At 45.3% G+C, this 18,191-nt stretch carries 16 protein-coding genes; 5 read left to right on the forward strand and 11 right to left on the reverse strand.

Features of this window, described 5'->3' with window-relative positions; all coding sequences use genetic code 11:
• The first annotated feature begins 481 nt into the window (after positions 1-481).
• Positions 482-1,039 carry a VC2662 family protein gene (locus ACED53_RS20215; RefSeq protein WP_017101946.1) on the forward strand — a complete coding sequence of 186 codons (558 nt, stop codon included), beginning with the start codon at positions 482-484 and terminating at the stop codon, positions 1,037-1,039.
• A 273-nt stretch (positions 1,040-1,312) separates the two neighbouring features.
• Entirely contained in the window at positions 1,313-2,746 is a 1,434-nt protein-coding gene (locus ACED53_RS20220) for a sensor domain-containing diguanylate cyclase (RefSeq protein ID WP_081326131.1), read from the forward strand.
• Between the two features lie 127 nt (positions 2,747-2,873).
• On the opposite strand, the gene ACED53_RS20225 is transcribed toward ACED53_RS20220, so the two are convergent.
• Together ACED53_RS20225 and epmB are read right to left on the reverse strand one after the other, a co-directional pair.
• Entirely contained in the window at positions 2,874-3,362 is a 489-nt protein-coding gene (locus tag ACED53_RS20225) for an MgtC/SapB family protein (protein WP_009847921.1), read from the reverse strand.
• A gap of 143 nt (positions 3,363-3,505) precedes the next feature.
• Positions 3,506-4,528: an EF-P beta-lysylation protein EpmB gene (gene epmB, locus ACED53_RS20230; protein ID WP_017101944.1), complete on the reverse strand. Its 1,023-nt coding sequence runs from the start codon at positions 4,526-4,528 to the stop codon at positions 3,506-3,508.
• 33 nt (positions 4,529-4,561) lie between these two features.
• Here epmB and efp point away from each other — a divergent pair, with 33 nt between their 5' ends.
• Entirely contained in the window at positions 4,562-5,128 is a 567-nt protein-coding gene (efp, locus tag ACED53_RS20235; protein ID WP_009847919.1) for an elongation factor P, read from the forward strand.
• 268 nt (positions 5,129-5,396) lie between these two features.
• Here efp and frdD read toward each other — a convergent pair whose 3' ends face one another.
• From frdD to frdA, 4 genes are read right to left on the reverse strand one after another with little or no spacing between them, the layout of a single operon-like run.
• Positions 5,397-5,774: a fumarate reductase subunit FrdD gene (gene frdD / locus ACED53_RS20240; protein ID WP_009847918.1), complete on the reverse strand. Its 378-nt coding sequence runs from the start codon at positions 5,772-5,774 to the stop codon at positions 5,397-5,399.
• A gap of 11 nt (positions 5,775-5,785) precedes the next feature.
• Positions 5,786-6,169: a fumarate reductase subunit FrdC gene (gene frdC, locus ACED53_RS20245; RefSeq protein ID WP_017097244.1), complete on the reverse strand. Its 384-nt coding sequence runs from the start codon at positions 6,167-6,169 to the stop codon at positions 5,786-5,788.
• A gap of 1 nt (position 6,170) precedes the next feature.
• Positions 6,171-6,935, reverse strand: a complete 765-nt coding sequence (locus ACED53_RS20250; protein WP_009847917.1) for a succinate dehydrogenase/fumarate reductase iron-sulfur subunit — start codon at positions 6,933-6,935, stop codon at positions 6,171-6,173.
• Positions 6,935-8,758: a fumarate reductase (quinol) flavoprotein subunit gene (gene frdA / locus ACED53_RS20255; protein WP_017101943.1), complete on the reverse strand. Its 1,824-nt coding sequence runs from the start codon at positions 8,756-8,758 to the stop codon at positions 6,935-6,937. Before frdA ends, ACED53_RS20250 begins: the two co-directional genes overlap by 1 nt.
• Before the next feature lie 451 nt (positions 8,759-9,209).
• On the opposite strand from frdA, the gene epmA reads away from it, so the two are divergent.
• Entirely contained in the window at positions 9,210-10,181 is a 972-nt protein-coding gene (epmA, locus tag ACED53_RS20260; protein ID WP_017101942.1) for an elongation factor P--(R)-beta-lysine ligase, read from the forward strand.
• 33 nt (positions 10,182-10,214) lie between these two features.
• On the opposite strand, the gene ACED53_RS20265 is transcribed toward epmA, so the two are convergent.
• The 5 genes from ACED53_RS20265 to rsgA all read right to left on the reverse strand — a co-directional run bounded on the left by ACED53_RS20265 (position 10,215) and on the right by rsgA (position 17,261).
• The gene (locus ACED53_RS20265; RefSeq protein ID WP_029225608.1) at positions 10,215-11,102 is read right to left on the reverse strand and encodes a DMT family transporter; all 888 of its coding nucleotides are present in this window, start codon (positions 11,100-11,102) and stop codon (positions 10,215-10,217) included.
• A 160-nt stretch (positions 11,103-11,262) separates the two neighbouring features.
• Positions 11,263-13,143 (reverse strand): methyl-accepting chemotaxis protein, encoded by a 1,881-nt coding sequence (locus tag ACED53_RS20270; protein WP_009847913.1) that lies wholly within the window; start codon positions 13,141-13,143, stop codon positions 11,263-11,265.
• Positions 13,144-13,433: 290 nt separating this feature from the next.
• The gene (locus ACED53_RS20275; RefSeq protein WP_029223843.1) at positions 13,434-14,849 is read right to left on the reverse strand and encodes a DASS family sodium-coupled anion symporter; all 1,416 of its coding nucleotides are present in this window, start codon (positions 14,847-14,849) and stop codon (positions 13,434-13,436) included.
• 319 nt (positions 14,850-15,168) lie between these two features.
• Positions 15,169-16,080 carry an archaetidylserine decarboxylase gene (asd, locus tag ACED53_RS20280; protein ID WP_017097249.1) on the reverse strand — a complete coding sequence of 304 codons (912 nt, stop codon included), beginning with the start codon at positions 16,078-16,080 and terminating at the stop codon, positions 15,169-15,171.
• A gap of 125 nt (positions 16,081-16,205) precedes the next feature.
• Entirely contained in the window at positions 16,206-17,261 is a 1,056-nt protein-coding gene (gene rsgA / locus ACED53_RS20285; protein WP_012603102.1) for a small ribosomal subunit biogenesis GTPase RsgA, read from the reverse strand.
• Positions 17,262-17,412: 151 nt separating this feature from the next.
• Between rsgA and orn the strand changes: the two genes are divergently transcribed.
• A complete protein-coding gene (gene orn, locus ACED53_RS20290) occupies positions 17,413-17,958 on the forward strand; it encodes an oligoribonuclease (RefSeq protein ID WP_012603103.1) in 546 nt (181 codons plus the stop codon).
• The last annotated feature ends 233 nt before the right edge of the window (positions 17,959-18,191 follow it).

The following is an 18,191-nucleotide window of genomic DNA, read 5'->3' on the forward strand; positions in this document are numbered from 1 at the left end:
TTATCGCCCAAACTGGTTAAATTTTAACAGTGACAACTACCCTGCCAGATAGGGGGTGTAATGAGGGGTACAGTTGTTGTGTCTTGTTTTAATTTTCTCTTTAAACAAAGGCTTAGCTAATCCTGGGCGGCATGATGTAAATCATCCCCCTTTCTCGTAACAGAGAAAGTCATACATAAGCTTTAGAAAGCGGAGACTTCGGTCTCCGTTTTTTTATGCTTTGAAATCGTCACTCTCGACAGCGAGGCACGAGCGTGATAGGGAATCCTTATCGTCTACTTATAGAAACCTGACTGCCAATGGTTACTCTTGCCTCTCATGATATCCTCCGCTCAATATTGCTCTTTATGATTTTGAGTCTTATATTCAATGGTACAGTTATGACATTGATTTAACATGGATAGCTGTTGAGTGAAGGACAATAAATACTTGATTGAATATAGATTAATCAAGTCAACAATAAGTCAGTGGAGACTCCCCAATGAAAAAATCACTTTCAGTACTTGCTATATCTGCAGCGGTAATGGCACCGGCAGCATTTGCTTCTTCGCCTGTTATGTTTTCAACGATTAATGGTTTCAACGCTCCGGATTCAGATGCGGTTGGCGGTGTACGTCTGGCTCTGCTTCACGGACAAGTTAATGACCTTAAAGGTGTCGACCTTGCGGTTGTTGGTATGTCTGAGACGCAAACCACAACAGGTGTGAACCTTGGTATTTTTGGTGCATCAAAAGTAAACCAAGAAATGACAGGTGCTTCACTAGGTTTCTTTAACTGGAACACAGGTAAAACAACAGGTGTTAACCTAGGTGCAGTTAACATTACTAATGATGTAAAAGGCGCGAACGTGAGTTTCGTAAACTATTCTGAAGGGAACACTATGGTGGATGTAGGCGCTGCGAACCTTTCAGAGGTGTCGACGGTTCAGGTTGGTATCTTCAACAAAACCAACAAGATCGAAGGTGTACAGATTGGTTTGATCAACTGTGCTGACAATGGTTTTTTCCCGTGCTTCCCAATTGTGAATTTCGCTAAGTAAGACGGTAGCCGCGCTGGTTTCAATATTGGTGAGCGACGTTCTTACCAAGGCTTAAAGCTATCCATGATTGAACATATCAACGCCTTTACTTCTATGTTTAGGCGTTATTTTACATCTGTTATCTCACTCCTTAGACGTTACTGTAAGCATGTTGTTTTATACTCTTGTTGCGATGTTCTCACTTGTGGGTACAATGTGCGCTAAATTTTCAACGATGATTTATATGCTTTGATTAATCCCCATACCGTCGATTTTAAAAAGGCTTTCTTATGTCTGACCGCCAGCTTTTTAGTGGTTTTTAGCTTGTTACTTGTTGATTCAGCGGAAGAGTCAGAAAAGCAGTATGGAATTGAAAACCAAGGCGTGACACGCTCTTTAGCGGAGCTTACACAGATTATTAATGCGCTTGAATATAATATTACCGCACTTTATCCGGTGCGTGGGGATACCTACGTATTCTCACATGAGCAAAAGGTCGAAGGTGATACGTGTTACTTCATTAGTGAAGAGCAAGCTGCCCCTCGATTTGATTTTATGTTCTCTGGCCCAAGTGAGATGTGCGATCTAAAGTCGGAGCTTCATTTAGAAGCAGGTAGGCGCATGTTTATCGCACCCACCATGGCTTACTTTGCGAATACCATTGATACCATCTCTGCGATTTACTTTATCTCCAAAGATAAATTTATTATATCGTCGCCTTCCGATTTCGCCCGTTACATTAAAGGTGACACCTTTGATTCAGTCGTCAATAGTCGCCCTTATTGGGTGAATACGATTCGTTTTGGCTTATCTCAGGGTCAAGACCAAGTGGTGTATACCGGCCAATACGATGACTACCTAACAGGGAAGAAGGTAGTGACCTTAACCAAGGGTATCTATGTTGATGGTGAGTTTAAAGGAGTACTCGGTGTTGATGGTTACGTCTCTAATCTCGTCTCGAATCCCGTACATGGATACAAGGTGACGAGCGCAAGAGGAGTAAACAAATATGGGCTGTTGGACTTTACCTATTCACGACCTTTGTACGTCGATGGAATTAATACTGAGTTATACCTGACTATTGAAGAAGGAAAGAGTGAGCACTTCTTACATTTGCTGGAACTGGAGCGGGTTCAATTACTGATTTTGTTAGCTTTATACTTTATCTCAGCACTATGGTTGTGGCGGTTTTATACCAAGCAAGAGCACAAACGATTGAAGAATTTAGCGATGCTCGACCCATTGACTGGTTTATATAATCGGCGTGGTTTTGAAGCTCGGTTGCTGAACCAAAATGAGGAGCCAATTATTGGTGTTGGCGTATTTGATATCGATGATTTCAAAGTGGTGAATGACCAGTATGGTCATAAGGTGGGAGATGAGGTGATTTGCCATGTTGCTCAGTTAATGCTGAACAGCGTTAGGCAGAAAGATATCGTGGCGAGATTTGGTGGTGAAGAGTTTGTTGTCGCGATTGCGGGCGAATCATCCGAATTACTTTCATCGATTTTTGAACGAATCCAAAATGACATTAGTTTACAAAGCTATCGATGTGCGACCGGTGACAAGATTAATATATCAGTCTCCGGGGGAGCGACGCTTTACTCTCTGTACAAGTTCGACAGTATTGGACACTTGTGGGAAAACCAGAGTATTCGTTCATCAGATGAGCAGCTTTATAAGGCGAAGGCCGCAGGCAAGAATCAAGTGTCTATTCACGTACATTAATCTGTGAACTGCAGTTTAGAGCCTAGTCGTTTGCTAGGCTCTTTTTTATCTAAGGAAAAAGACCTTTAAGATGAAACAGTAGCTAAGAACAAAATGCAGCTAAGGCCAAATGTCTTCCGACGAGGTGTTACTTCTTCACGCGGACTTTTCTCATCCACTTCTGATGAACACCACGGCGTAAGCTCTGGAAGCTGTTTTCTACTTTGTCGACACCAAGCAGAATCACTAGCGCCATTAGCGTGATAATAACCGACTGCGAAAGGTGGCCAAGTGCGATCATCATACCTAATGCAGCGAGTACCCAGATAATCGCCGCAGACGTGACACCATGAATCTTTCCATCCAATGTCATCATTACCCCAGCACCAAGGAATCCAACCCCCGTAATTATCTGACCAAGTACACGAGCTTGATCGAGTGTGTTGGGGGATAGGCTAATCGCCATGGTGAGGAAGAAGTAAGTACCGCTAATGATAAGGATCGATGTCCGTATTCCGACGGGTTTACCGCGTGTTTGCCTTTCGATTCCGATTAAAGAACCACACAACATGCATGCTGCGAGGCCTGCCCAGCTAAAGGGGGCAAGGTTGAGAGCTTGTTCTATAAATTGTGACATATCACCCCTCCTAAGAATTTAGAATAGAGCCGAGTATGCTAATAATAGACCGGACGATCGAACAAAAAATTTTTGTCGTGAAGGTGCATTTAGCAACGTGTTGTCGTTACAGATAAGCTTAGTCGCTTTTTGAAGCTCGCTCGCTATTCAATATGCAGATCGAGTGGCGTCTTGCTGCTGCGTCCGCCAATTTCACGGGTTAACTTAGGTACTAGATAGCCAGAAACCTCAGAGATTAATCCCTTAAAGTGATGTTTCGCTTCTTCATCGGAGATATAGAAATGAGCAGCGCCCTGAACTTTATCAAGTACATGCATGTAGTAAGGTAAAATACCGGCGTCGAATAGCTTTTCACTTAACATTTTCAATGAGTTAGCGCTGTTATTTACGCCTTTTAGCATCACGCCTTGGTTGAGTAGAGTCGCACCAGCTTGCTTAAGCTTATGAAAGGCTTGCTTGAGCTCTAAGTTGATTTCATTGGCGTGGTTGATATGGCTGACCATCACCACGTTGAGGCGAGTTTGAGCTAACAATTGGCATAGTTCGTCAGTCACTCGTGCCGGAATCACGACAGGTAATCGGCTGTGAATTCGAACGGTTTTCACATGTGGAATTTGTTCGATGGCATTGATCAGCCAACCTAGTTCGCTGTCCTTTGCCATCAGAGGGTCGCCCCCAGATAAGATCACCTCGTTGATCTCGGGATGTTGAGCCACATAATCGAGGCTGGTCTGCCAAACAGACTTCGATCCTTTGTTATCTTGATAAGGGAAATGACGACGGAAGCAGTAACGACAGTTAATCGCGCAGCCACCTTTCACGATCATTAGCGCGCGACTTTTGTATTTATGCAGCAACCCTGGGATTGCGTTTTCTTGCTCTTCTAAGGGGTCAGCAGAATAGCCTTGGTGCACCTCAAATTCTTCACTTAGCGGTAAAACTTGTCTTAGCAAAGGGTCGTGTGGATTGCCTTTTTCCATTCGCTCAACAAAGCTAAGAGGAACTCGAAGTGAAAACAGCTCACGTGCTGCGAATCCTTTTTGCCACGGTGTTGGGTCTATTTCCAATGCTTCAAGCAGTTTTGTCGGGTCAGAGATCGCATTCGATAGTTGTTTGAGCCAGTTTTGCTCAACAGATTCGACTTTTCGGGTTATGATATGCGGCATTGAAATTAACTCAAAGATGTGGAAGAGAAAATCATGGCGTCAGTAAGCACCAATGAATTCAAAGGCGGTTTAAAATTCATGTTAGATAACGAGCCTTGCGCAATTATCGACAATGAATACGTTAAGCCAGGTAAAGGCCAAGCGTTTAACCGTGTAAAACTTCGTAAACTGCTGTCAGGCAAAGTGTTAGAGAAAACATTCAAGTCAGGCGAAAGCTTCGAGCTTGCAGATGTTGTTGACGTTGAACTAGGCTACCTATACAACGATGGCGAATTCTACCACTTCATGAACAACGAAACATTTGAGCAAATCGCAGCAGACGTAAAAGCAGTCGCTGATTCAGCAAAATGGTTAGTTGAAAATGACGTTTGTACTCTAACGTTGTGGAATGATAACCCTATCACTGTTACTCCGCCAAACTTTGTTGAGATCGAAGTAACTGAAACTGATCCTGGCCTTAAAGGCGATACACAGGGTACGGGTGGTAAACCTGCAACTCTAGCAACAGGCGCGGTAGTTCGTGTACCTCTATTCATCGCTATCGGTGAAGTTGTTAAAGTTGATACTCGTACTGGCGAATACGTTGGTCGTGTGAAGTAATTTGATTGTGTTCACCCTGTTTGGGGTGGCTCAGTGAAATAGAAAAGGTCGCTTATGAGCGGCCTTTTTTGTATCTGACGTTTGAGAAAGAGCAGATACGAGTAAACGAGATGAGAATAGCGGGAAGATCAAGAGCGAGTGAGTTAGATGTGCGAGATTCGACAAGTAACAAAAAAGCAGAACAAGATAATCCTGTTCTGCTTTTAGTATTTTCGTTCTTAAACTCTTCGAATCTCAGTTACCCGAATCTCGAATCTGCTCTTAACTGTTAAATCATAAAAATGAAGATAACAGATAGCGCGCTGATTAGGCCTGCAACGAAGTAGCAACCCACTTTACCTGCAACACCAACGTGGAACTTAAGGTCGTGCATGCCGTGGTGAAGACGGTGCATTGCGTGCCACATTGGCAGTGCTAGCGTACCGATGATGAATAGCGCACCGATAATGCTGGTGGCAAACTCAGAGACACGCTCGTAGCTCATTGCATCCGCATCGATTATGCCCATTGGCACCAAGATACCCAGCACTAGAATCGTGATTGGTGTAATCATCGCGAACCAAGTACCGCCAGCGCCGAATAGGCCCCACCAGATTGGTTCATCAGAGCGTTTCGGATTGTGGTTAACATTGTAATTTGTGTTCATAACGAAGCTCCTTACACCACCATCAGAACGATTAAAGAAATAAATGCCACCGCTGCCCACTGGGTCAGTACGATGATTCTTTTATCTACCAATTTGCCTTTAAGACGGATTGGCATTACTTGAGGCATCATGCTGAAGAAGGTCTGAGCGTGCAGTAAGCTGCCAAGCAGTGCCACGATGTTGATACCAACAACGATAGGGTTAGCCATAAAGCTCAACCAACCTTCCCACGCTTCAGGGCCTTTCACTAGCGAACCCAAACCGAAGGTTAGGAACAGAGTGAATAGAATCAAAGGCAGTACAGTCGCTTCACGTAGCATGTAGAAGCGGTAGAACGGATGGTTGCTCCACCATGTTCTCTTCATCTCACGAACATAAGGCTTACGATTGCTCATATTATGCCTCCTCTGCTGTTTTTACTTGCGATCCATCAGGCTTGAACATCGAGATAACGAAGTCCATTGAAGACTCAACTTTGCCTTGGTTAACTGCCGCTGCTGGATCTACTTTCTTCGGACAAACGTCAGAACAGTAACCTACAAACGTACAGCCCCAAGCACCGTTGTCGCCATTGATAAGCTTCATGCGCTCAGCTTTACCATTGTCACGGCTATCTAGGTTGTAGCGGTGAGCAAGAGCAAGTGCCGCAGGGCCGATGAACTCAGGATTTAGACCAAACTGAGGACACGCTGCGTAACACAAACCACAGTTGATGCAGCCAGCGAACTGTTTGTACTTCGCCATTTGCTCTGGAGTTTGGATGTTAGTGCCGTCTTCTGGCTTACGGTCGTTACCAATGATGTAAGGTTTGATTGCTTCCAGGCGCTCGATAAACGGCGTCATGTCGACAATCAAATCTTTCTCGATTGGGAAGTTAGCTAAAGGCTCGATCTTGAAGCCGTTCGGGTAGTCACGTAAGAAGCTCTTACATGCCAGTTTTGGCACGCCATCAACCATGATGCCGCAAGAACCACAAATCGCCATACGACAAGACCAACGGTAAGACAGGTCTTTATCTAGGTTATCTTTGATGTAACCAATCGCATCAAGTACCGACATGGTTTCATCAAATGGAACTTCAAAGGTTTGAAAGTGAGGTTCTGCATCGTGCTCAGGGTCATAACGCAGAATTTCAATTTTTTGGATTCGATTCGCTGACATTATGCTTGCTCCTCTTCGCTCTTCTTCGCATTCTCTTCTGCCGCTTTTTCAGCAGCAGCGGCTTTCTCGGCTGCTTCACCGTATAGACGAGCTTTAGGTTGAGATTTAGTAATCTTAACGCCGCTGTAGTCGATAGTTGGTGCTGCATCTTCGTTGTAGAAAGATAGAGAATGTTTAAGGAAGTTCACGTCATCACGTTCTGTGCAGTTGTCGTCTAGACGTTGGTGTGCTCCGCGAGACTCTTTACGAAGGATCGCTGAGTGAACCATCGCTTCGGCAACTTCAAGGCCGTAACCCACTTCGATAGCGTAAAGTAGGTCAGTGTTGAACACTTTGCCTTTGTCTTTAATGCTGATCTTCTTGTAGCGAGCTTTCAGTTCAGTGATTTTGTCGATGGTTTCTTGCATCAAGTCTTCTTGACGGTAGATACCACAACCCGCTTCCATGGTGTGACCCATTTCAGTACGGATATCAGCCCAGTTCTCGTCGCCTTCTTGAGCTAAGATGCCTGCGATGCGATCTTCAACCGCTTTCACTTGCTTAGCGATAGACTCTTCGTTCCAGCCTTTGAATTCAGCAGCGCGTTTCACCGCTTCTTCACCAGCTACGCGGCCGAATACTACGAATTCAGCAAGAGAGTTAGACCCTAGGCGGTTTGCGCCATGTAGGCCAACTGAAGCACACTCACCAACAGCGAATAGCCCTTTAATGCGAGTTTCACAGGTACCGTTGGTTTCAATACCACCCATGGTGTAGTGAACGGTTGGGCGAATTGGGATTGGCTCTTTTGCTGGGTCTACGTTTACGTACGCTTTTGCAAGCTCACAGATAAACGGAAGACGCTCTTGCAGGTACTCTTCACCAAGGTGGCGAAGGTCAAGGTGTACGACATCACCAAGTGGGTGCTTGATGGTGTTGCCTTTCTGCTGCTCGTGCCAGAATGCTTGAGAAACTTTGTCACGAGGACCCAGTTCCATGTATTTGTTTTTCGGCTCGCCCACTGGAGTTTCAGGGCCCATGCCGTAATCTTGCAGGTAACGGTAGCCGTTCTTGTTGACGATGATACCGCCTTCACCACGACAACCTTCGGTCATCAAGATGCCAGTGCCCGGTAGGCCTGTTGGGTGGTATTGAACGAACTCCATATCACGCAGTGGTACACCGTGGCGATAAGCCATTGCCATACCGTCGCCAGTTACGATGCCGCCGTTGGTATTACAGTGGTAAACACGACCTGCGCCACCGGTTGCTAGAACAACAGATTTTGCTTTGATGGTAACAAGCTCACCTTCAGACATGTGAATCGCGATTAGGCCTTGTACTTCGCCATCTTCAACGAGCAAATCCACCACAAAGTACTCATCAAATCGTTTGATTGTGTCGTACTTCATCGAAGTCTGGAACAGAGTATGAAGCATGTGGAAGCCGGTTTTATCCGCTGCGAACCACGTTCTCTCTACCTTCATACCGCCGAATCGGCGTACGTTTACTTCACCGTTTTCTTTACGACTCCATGGGCAGCCCCATTGTTCCATTTGGATCATTTCGCGAGTCGAGTTTTCAACAAAGTATTCAACAACATCCTGTTCACATAGCCAGTCGCCACCGCCAACAGTATCGTTGAAGTGGTTATCTAGGCTATCTTCGTCTTTAATTACCGCTGCTGAACCGCCTTCTGCTGCCACCGTGTGCGAACGCATTGGGTAAACTTTAGAAATCAGTGCAACTTCCAATTCAGGATTAGCTTCAGCTGCTGCAATTGCTGTACGAAGACCAGCGCCGCCTGCGCCGATGACTGCGATATCTGTGGTAATTGTCTTCACAGTTATTCTCCAGTGTGATGCGGAGTATTCCGCTTGTTATTATAAAAAGCCTATTTAGGAGGTTCTAAATCGTAGGAACCATTTAGCGCCCCTAAGCCTTAAGTGGTAGGTTCAGTGTAAGAGAGGAAGGTATTCGAAAAGTTGATGCATTTGGGTTTTTAGGTCGGTAGTGCATATGGAGGCATAGAATTTATAGGTTATGTGACTGCAATCACGGCAATGAATTGTTGATAACGATTAGCCCACAGGGCTTGTGTTAACGGCTTGTTGAGTATGATTTTTGTTATCAATGTGGATGTGAAAGCTGTATTGATAATTGTATTGTAGAACGTAATTTTCTGGCTTCATTAAAGCAACATTTTGCTTTCATCTATAGAAAGATAGAAGCTTACAAAAGGGGCGAAAGGTGGTAATTTCCGTCGCCTAGAATTCAGTAATATGGAACTTAATAATGCACTCAACATGGCAACCAGCCGCAACCATTAAGCAGTTAAAGCAACGTGCTGATATCCTTAATCAAATCCGCCAGTTTTTTGCAGAGCGAAGCGTGATGGAAGTGGATACGCCAGCCATGAGTCACGCTACGGTGACGGACGTGCATTTGCATACTTTCAAAACTGAATTCGTAGGGCCGGGTTATGCGCACGGTCAGCCCCTGTTCTTTATGACTAGCCCTGAGTTTCATATGAAACGTCTATTAGCGGCGGGCAGTGGCTGTATTTATCAAATTTGTAAGTCTTTCCGGAATGAAGAAAATGGCCGTTACCACAACCCTGAGTTCACCATGTTGGAGTGGTATCGCGTCGGGTTTGATCACCATGACTTAATGGATGAAATGGATTTGCTGTTACAGCAGGTACTTAAATCGAGCTCAGCAGAGCGAATGACTTACCAACAAGCCTTTATCGATGTGTTAGGTGTGTGTCCGCTGGAAGATTCGATGGATACGCTAAAGCAAGCAGCTGCGAAGCTAGGGCTCAGCGACATAGCTGACCCCGAGCAAGATCGCGATACGTTATTGCAGCTTCTTTTCAGTATTGGGGTCGAGGCGAAAATAGGCCAGCAGGTGCCTGCGTTTGTGTATGACTTCCCAGCATCGCAAGCAGCGTTAGCTAAGATCAATCCAAACGATTCACGAGTCGCCGATCGCTTTGAGGTGTATTTCAAAGGAATTGAGTTAGCAAACGGCTTCCACGAGTTAGATAAACCGCAAGAACAACTTAAGCGCTTTGAAGATGATAATACCAAACGTATTGAGATGGGCTTATCACCTCAACCGATTGATCATCACTTGATTGAGGCATTAAAAGCGGGCTTACCAGATTGTGCGGGTGTTGCTTTGGGTATCGACCGTCTGATCATGCTGGCGCTGGGCTACGACCATATCGATGATGTGACGGCTTTCCCGTTCCCGCGCTCTTAGCTCTCTATTCAGTTAGTCCTACTTACCGTTTGGCTAACTGACCAGAATCCCAGTACCCACTACGGCAACAATGGCACCTATCCAAGCGTAGACGTTCGGTCTCTGCTTGGTGTATAGCCAGAGTATCGGTAACAACATGATGGGTGTGGTTGAAGATAACAGAGCGACCATACCGACATTGCCTTCCTGCAACGCATACAAAATCAACGTCATTCCTACTGCCATCGCTAGAAAACCATTAACCGCGGTAATCGCGAATATCTGCTTATTCATTGGGTTAAGTGCGCGTGAAAGTTTGGCGCCTGTTAAACGAAATGCGGAGTGAGCAACAAAAGCGGTGATCATTCGAATGGCAGAAGCGGCAACAGGGTCGATACTGGTTTGCATCACGGGTTTGGCAATGATGCCGCCCAATGCTTGGCAGATCGCTGCGGTGATTCCCAGTGCGACACCAATCCACACGGTGCCCTTGATGGTTTCAAGCTGGTTGTTGGCTTGTCCTCGACGACCAAAGAATATCGCAGTTAATACACCACTAAACACCAAAGCTGAGCCAATCAGCTCAACAGAAGTCATGCTTTCACTAAACAGGAAGTAACCAAGAATTGCCGAGAACACGGCGTGACAAGAGAACAGTAAACCCGCTTGGCGCGGTCCCATTCGGTTCAAACAGGCAAATAGGGCGGTATCACCAATGAATATACCAATCAGGCCAGATAGCATCATCGGCGTGATTAGATTGGCTTCGACAGTTGACCAACCTCCGGTAAACCAAGCCATGCTCGATAAGATGATCGCGGTACAACCCATTCTCCAACGGCTATAGGCGAAAGAACCTAAGTGTTGGGCAGGCTTTACTGACATTAGGCTCGCAATGGCCCAAAGAAAAGCGGCAGCTAGAGCTAACCATTCAAATCCCATCTGAATAACATCCTTGTGTCTGGGATAAATTAGCTCATCAATATGCATCAAACCGAACTGAGAACAAAGTGATTCTTATGAAAGAACTACTTTGTTTCAGTTATTAGTTTATGTCAGCTGTCGCTCGGTGGTGTGGTTCACTTACTTTGCTTGAGTCGCGCTATACCTTAAAGCGCTCCACGTCTTGGCGCATCGACTCGGCAGCGCTACTCATTTCATTTGAGCTATTGCGACTGCTTTCAGCTTGCTGTGCAAGGTCATCAGAGGCATCCTTGATTCCTTGCGTATTACGGCTGATGTCTTCGCTGACCGCGCGTTGCTCTTCCGCAGCACTCGCTATTTGCAGCGCCATATCGTTGATTTCAGTGATTGCCTGAGTGATCTTAGTCAGGCTGCCATGAGCTTGTTCTGCGAAGCCAACGCTGTTCTCTGCCAGTTGAGTGCTGGTGGTCATGCTTTCAACGGCATGTTCGGTATTTTTCTGCAGCGTATCAATCATCACGCGGATTTCTTCGGTCGAGCCATGCGTTCTTTGGCTGAGCACTCGCACTTCATCGGCGACAACGGCAAACCCACGACCTTGTTCACCCGCACGAGCGGCTTCAATCGCCGCATTCAATGCCAACAGGTTGGTCTGTTCGGCAATGCCTTGAATGGTGGATAGGATCTGGTTGATGCTTTGAGCATTACTCTCTAATTCACGAATAACATTGGCTGCATCTTCAACCTGAGTCGCAAGACCTGTAATCGCATCGCGGTTTTGTTGGATAACCTCTTGGCCTTCGTTACAAGCGGTAGCGGATGCCTGAGAAGCGGAGGCGGTTAATTCGGCATGGCTGGCCACTTCAGCTGCGGTGGCGGACATTTCATGAATCGCCGTCGCAATTTGGTTGATGTCGTTTTGTTGATTCTCGACTCGAATCGAAGATTGCGTAGCCAGTTGATTGGCTTTTTCCGCATGGTTGTTTAAGTCGTGACTGTGCTCGATTACGCCCTTAAGCATGCTTTGCATCTGGCTCAAGAACTGGTTCACGAGCTCGGCAAGTTTGCCAATTTCATCCATGCGTTTGATATCAATACGCTGAGTCAGGTCGCCTCTGCCTTGAGCAAGCTGAGTCAGTGCTTCAGACAATGTTTGCAGTGGGTGCAGCAAGCGGTTAATCACCATTGTGCTCGCAATCGAAATGACGATGTATAAAATCAAAGAGGTAAGCGTGATAAATTGAATGGCATCGGATACCGCAGAAAATGCCATTTCTTTATCGATCACAATACCCAATGACCAATCGGTATTCGGAACGTTAGCGATGTAGACCATTTTATCGCCTTGACCAGGCCAAGTTAACGTCGTGATCATTTGGTTTTGGAGCAGTTGTGATACTTTGTCGACCGTTAGCTCAGGGTTCAAATTCGTCAGTGGTTTCTGACTCAACTCTTCATCACTGTAGGCGACGATGTTGTTATTACCGTCGACTAAAAAAGCAAAACCGTCATTATCGAGTTTTACATTGAGTACGGTATCAATAATGCTGGTTACGGTTAAGTCTGCCGCGATAACACCCTGTCTTTCACCATTAAATGCTTTAGCGAAACTGATGACAATGCTGCCGTCAAAATCTTGATAAGGTTCGGTAATGATGAGTTCGGATGTCGCGTTTGCATCTTTATACCAAGGGCGGGAGCGTGGGTCGTAGTCTGCTGGCCAATCCTCAGCCTTGTCGCCATAAGCTATACTGCCATCGCTGAATCCTGCATAAACAGACAAGAATTGCCCCGCTTGCTTGGTGATCAATAACTCGCGATCAGAGTTGCTATTGCTTGAAATGGTCGATTCATTGGCAAGCATCATATCACTGCGGATTGATAACCAATCGGCAATGTAGTTCGTCGTACCAACACTCACGTTTTTCACTTGTTGGTTGATCGCAACTTCAGTTTCTTGAGTAAGCTGATTAACAGATATCCAAGCTTGAGCGCCACTTACGACGGCAATAATAACCGCGATAGCGATCTGAATTTTGAACTTAATAGTATGTCTCAAGGTTTATCCCTCCTTCTTGGATAAAGGCTAATGACAGCGACGCGTTGGATTGCGAACGGATGTGTCTCTGCTAGGTGTCTAGTGTCGTTATATTTAAAGTTCGAAACGTGTTGAAAATCATAATTTAAATATATATATGATTATTTTTAATAAACAGTGAAGTGGAATCACAATTGGTTGCTGCTAAGGTGTTAATTGTTATCAGGATTTATCGTATTAGTTAAAACCTGGTAGCCCGCCAGCTAGCGAGATCACGATTACTAGCTGGACGGAAGGGAGGCATTGACGTGCTAAGTGATAATAAACAGCGCGAGATAGACCATCAGTAAGCCGACAATCCCTAAGATGATACCCATCTTCGCCATATCTTTGCTTTCGATAAGCCCAGTTGAGTAGGCCAGCGAGTTTGGTGGCGTCGATACTGGAAGAATCATCCCGAGCGATGCCGAGAAGGCGACCACAACCAGCAAGCCTTGTAAGCCTCCAATTGCTACTAGGCTTTCCATAGAAGCGCCAATCGCAGCTGCTATCGGCATCAGCAAGTTTGCGGTAGCTGTGTTCGACATGAAATTAGCCATTAGCCAACACACGATAGACAGCGTTAGTACCACTGCAGTCGGCGAGAGCGATTCATAATCAATCGCGTGTGCGAGTGCAGCGGCTAAGCCTGTTTTATCCAAGCCAATCCCAATCGCAATACCACCCGCAACCAGCCACAACACATCCCAGTTAATCAGCTTGAGTTCTTCTTTACCCATGATGCCAGTGAGAGTAAAAACAGCCAGTGGAATGATAGAGACCACATAAGTGTTCATGCCATGCAGTTTGGTGGTCATCCACAATAAGATTGTCGCAGCGAAAGTGATGTAAACCACAATCGCTCGCCAGCTCTTTTTAAATTGTCCATCAAGCTTGAGAACCATATTTCTTTCTTTAGAAGGGAAGAGTTTTTGTAGGAGGAACCAAGCGATGGTGAGTTGGATGATCACAAAGGGTAAGCCCATCATCATCCAACTAAGGAAGTCGATACTGTTTTCGCCAGTTAGGTATTGCAGTGCGATCGCATTGGGTGGTGTACCTATTGGTGTTGCGATGCCACCAGTATTGGCGGCGATTGGAATACACAACACGAGCGCTTTAATCCCCATGTCGCCTTTTGGTGCAGAGGCTACGATAGGACCTAGCAATGCGAGCATCATTACCGTTGTTGCGGTATTTGACATGAACATTGAGAACACGGCGGTGATAAGCATTAAACCCAGCATAATAAAGCGCGGTTCTGTGCCAAATGGTTTGAGCAGCACACGAGCTAAATTGTTGTCGAGTTCGTATTTGGATGCGGATATCGCAAGAGCAAAGCCACCCATGAAAAGGATGATGATTGGTGACGAAAATGCACCGAAGATGTCGGTATATTTGATTAATTCACCGAGATCGTGTCCTGCTGGTGGGTTTCTAAATAGATGTAAACCCTTGTCGGAAATCATCACCAGTTCAAGCGCAATGATCAGAATTGACGTGGCGAATACTGGAACGGGTTCAAGCACCCACAGTAGAGCTGCTAGTAAGAATATCGCCAACAAGCGGTGTTGAATCAGCGTGAGGTCATCGATAGGTATGGAATCTATTGGCATGAATAACACGCCTAAGGGAATCGCAAAACAAATCAACAGCTTGACCAGAACGCCAATATTGAGTTTAGGCATGTACAAAGACCCCATGAATAAAATATCTTCAAATAGAGTAAGTTATCTGGATTTTTGGTACTTGGAGACGGGTTGTAAAATCGAAAAGTTGTTTAAGGTTTCGACAGTTGTTTTGCTTTTGGTCAATATTTCATCTGGGCAATTAGAGGCAAGAGTGAGAAGCAGCAGGTGGCTGGGCAGGGGGGAGGATTGAGGTTTGAAAGCTTGGGTTGTTAGAGCTTGAGTAGGAAACGAATTGGTAGAGTTCAGAAAAAGGCGCGTTCTTCTCTGATATAGAAAAAGTAACGCGCCTTTAAACTAAATGAGTTAACTCAGATCGTTAAGCTTGGTCAGTGTTCTCTGCTGAATCAACAGCTTCAGTCTCAACGTCTTTACCCGCAATGTGCGCGAAAGGAGTGCCTAGAACGGTTTTCTCACCATTCTGCATAGTGTCGTCAAACTTGATTGCATCTTTAGCAAACAGGTTGATAACCGTTGAACCAAGCTTGAAGCGACCCATCTCTTCGCCTTTCTTCAAGACAATAGATTTATCACCTTGTGCTGGGTAATCCCACTTGTAAACCGAGTTACCGCGAGGTGGCGTGATGGTGCCAGCCCATACTTGCTCGATGCTACCTACGATAGTTGCACCAACCAGCACTTGTGCCATTGGGCCAAACTCAGTATCAAAGATACAAACCACACGCTCGTTACGTGCGAATAGGTTTGGAACGTTCTCTGCCGTTAACGGGTTAACTGAGAACAGGTCTCCGGGAACGTAGATCATCTGACGCAGTGTGCCGTCGCATGGCATGTGCACACGGTGATAATCACTTGGCGACAAGTAAAGCGTTGCGAATTCACCGTCTTTAAACTCATCGGCTAGGTCTGCATCACCACCAAGCAACTCACGTGCTGAGTAGTTATGGTTTTTAGCTTGAATCAGTTGACCATCAGTAATTGGGCCAAACTGACTTACACGTGCATCAGCAGGGTGAACAATAACAGAGTCACCTTCTGCGATAGGGCGCATGCCTTCTTTCAATTCACGTACGAAGAATTCATTGAATGTCTTAAAGTGTTTTGGATCGCTATGCAGAGCTTCATCCATGTTCACTTTGTATTGCTTGATGAACCAGTTAATGATCGCTGTCGTTAAACCACCCGCTTTAGCAGACGCCAGTTTACCAACTAAACGAGTCAGGCCATGTTGTGGGATCCAGTACTGCAATCCAACTTTAATCTTATCCATTGTATTAATTTTCCAATGCTAATTGTTTTTCAATTAAATCTGTCGATGACGGTTTAGGGCGCGAGATGTTACTTAAGTTCGCGCCAATTGTCAGTAAATGCACACATTTGTTCACAATAATGCGATTATAGATCCGCTTTCTTACTTCGTGAGTACTGACGGTTATCTTTGTTGTCAGCCATTGTTTCAATAATGCGATGGTAGCTAGCAAAACGTAAGCGGCTAATTTTTCCGTCTTCAACGGCTTCACGCAGAAGACATCCTGGGTCGTCATTGTGTTTACAGTCGCGGAACTTACAGCCACCTAGGTATGGCTTGAATTCAATGAAAGCATCTGTGACTTCATCGGGTTCTAAATGCCATAGGCCGAATTCACGTACCCCTGGGGAATCGATAAGATCACCACCAGAAGGGAAGTGATACAAACGCGCTGCTGTGGTGGTGTGTTGACCCAGTCCTGAGTTTTCAGAAACTGCGCCTTCTTCAATGTCCAATGTTGGCATTAGTGCATTCACTACGCTGGATTTACCTACGCCAGATTGACCAACGAAAATGTTGATACGATCTTTCAGTTCAGCTTCCAACTCTTTGATGCCGTAACCCGACTCTTTACTCACGAACATGACTTTATAGCCGATTTTCTCGTATATCTTCAGTGTTTCGCGGTATTCGCTAATTTGTTGTTCTGTCAGCAAGTCAACTTTATTGAGTACAACTAAAGGGGCGATATTCACCGTTTCAGAGGCGATCAAGTAGCGGTCGATGATATTAAGTGATAGCTCTGGTAGTACAGCTGAAACTATAACCATTTGGTCTACGTTTGCGGCAACCGGTTTGAGGCCGTCATAGTAGTCAGGGCGAGTTAGCATTGATGTTCTTGGCTCAACGGCTTCGACAACACCTGAGATGCCAGCCATTGACTCAAGCCCTGCGCGCCAAGTTACTCGGTCACCAGAAACTAAAGTCTCAATACTACGGCGTAAGTTACAACGGTGAACTTCGTTGGTTTCAAGATCTTCGATATCGGCATGTTGACCAAAGCGCGTAATCACGAGTCCGCTTTTTGTTCCGCCAAGCATGTTCTCGTCCCATTGGATAGAATCTTCTTTCTTGAGTCGCTTGTTCTGGTTGCTACGTACGCGACGTACCTGACCTTTGGTTAACTTCTTTTTTTTAGCCACAATTTTTCACTTAACACATCTAACTTGATGATTGGGAACTCAAACAGGATGTTGCTACTGGCCATATGATTTCGATGGCTCTAAAGCTAGTTTGAGTATAGTTATTTGGGTATAGTACCTCTTTTATACATAAACAAATAGGCGACGCCTTATGTCCTTTAGCGATCAGAACCTTATTTGGGTTGATCTCGAGATGACAGGACTTGATCCTGAAACTCATAAAATCATTGAAATTGCTACTATCGTTACTGATAGTGAGCTTAATATCCTGGCTGAAGGACCTGTTTTGGCTATTCACCAACCTCAGAGTGAATTGGACAAGATGGACGAGTGGTGCACAACGACTCACACCGGTAGTGGCCTAGTGAAACGAATTCAAGACAGTACAGTTTCAGAGCAAGATGCCATTCAACAAACGATTGAGTTTCTGGAAAAATGGGTACCAAAAGGCAAGTCACCAATTTGTGGTAACAGCATTGGTCAAGATCGCCGATTCTTATACAAGCATATGCCAGAGCTGGAAGAGTACTTCCACTACCGCTATGTTGATGTTAGCACCCTGAAAGAGCTGACTCGCCGTTGGAAGCCTGAAGTATTAGATGGTTTTTCTAAGTCGGGAAGCCACCTTGCATTAGACGATATTCGAGAGTCTATTGCTGAGCTGCAGTACTATCGAAAAACGATTATTAACATCTAATCAGATCAAATGTTCACGTTTATCTAACTTTTCAGGGACATAAGAGCTATTTTTTTTGCAAATATGTGTGCTTTTACAGCAGTTGAGTAAAAACTTGCTGATTTTTGCATTAAGGACTTGCATCACAAAAAAATGCTCTTATAATTCGCAGCCCTGAACGGCGAAAGACGTTTTCAGTTTGCGATACTAGCTCAGTTGGTAGAGCGCAACCTTGCCAAGGTTGAGGTCATCGG

It is taken from the genome of Vibrio sp. 1F169, assembly GCF_041439605.1.
Taxonomy (GTDB): domain Bacteria; phylum Pseudomonadota; class Gammaproteobacteria; order Enterobacterales; family Vibrionaceae; genus Vibrio; species Vibrio tasmaniensis_A.

What these genes read in the sequence shown, in the direction of transcription:
- ACED53_RS20215 (WP_017101946.1), top strand. Translation starts at nt 482, where the DNA reads ATGAAAAAATCACTTTCAGTACTTGCTATATCTGCAGCGGTAATGGCA.
- ACED53_RS20225 (WP_009847921.1), bottom strand. Translation starts at nt 3,362, where the DNA reads ATGTCACAATTTATAGAACAAGCTCTCAACCTTGCCCCCTTTAGCTGG.
- epmB (WP_017101944.1), bottom strand. Translation starts at nt 4,528, where the DNA reads ATGCCGCATATCATAACCCGAAAAGTCGAATCTGTTGAGCAAAACTGG.
- efp (WP_009847919.1), top strand. Translation starts at nt 4,562, where the DNA reads ATGGCGTCAGTAAGCACCAATGAATTCAAAGGCGGTTTAAAATTCATG.
- frdD (WP_009847918.1), bottom strand. Translation starts at nt 5,774, where the DNA reads ATGAACACAAATTACAATGTTAACCACAATCCGAAACGCTCTGATGAA.
- frdC (WP_017097244.1), bottom strand. Translation starts at nt 6,169, where the DNA reads ATGAGCAATCGTAAGCCTTATGTTCGTGAGATGAAGAGAACATGGTGG.
- ACED53_RS20250 (WP_009847917.1), bottom strand. Translation starts at nt 6,935, where the DNA reads ATGTCAGCGAATCGAATCCAAAAAATTGAAATTCTGCGTTATGACCCT.
- epmA (WP_017101942.1), top strand. Translation starts at nt 9,210, where the DNA reads ATGCACTCAACATGGCAACCAGCCGCAACCATTAAGCAGTTAAAGCAA.
- ACED53_RS20265 (WP_029225608.1), bottom strand. Translation starts at nt 11,102, where the DNA reads ATGGGATTTGAATGGTTAGCTCTAGCTGCCGCTTTTCTTTGGGCCATT.
- ACED53_RS20275 (WP_029223843.1), bottom strand. Translation starts at nt 14,849, where the DNA reads ATGCCTAAACTCAATATTGGCGTTCTGGTCAAGCTGTTGATTTGTTTT.
- asd (WP_017097249.1), bottom strand. Translation starts at nt 16,080, where the DNA reads ATGGATAAGATTAAAGTTGGATTGCAGTACTGGATCCCACAACATGGC.
- orn (WP_012603103.1), top strand. Translation starts at nt 17,413, where the DNA reads ATGTCCTTTAGCGATCAGAACCTTATTTGGGTTGATCTCGAGATGACA.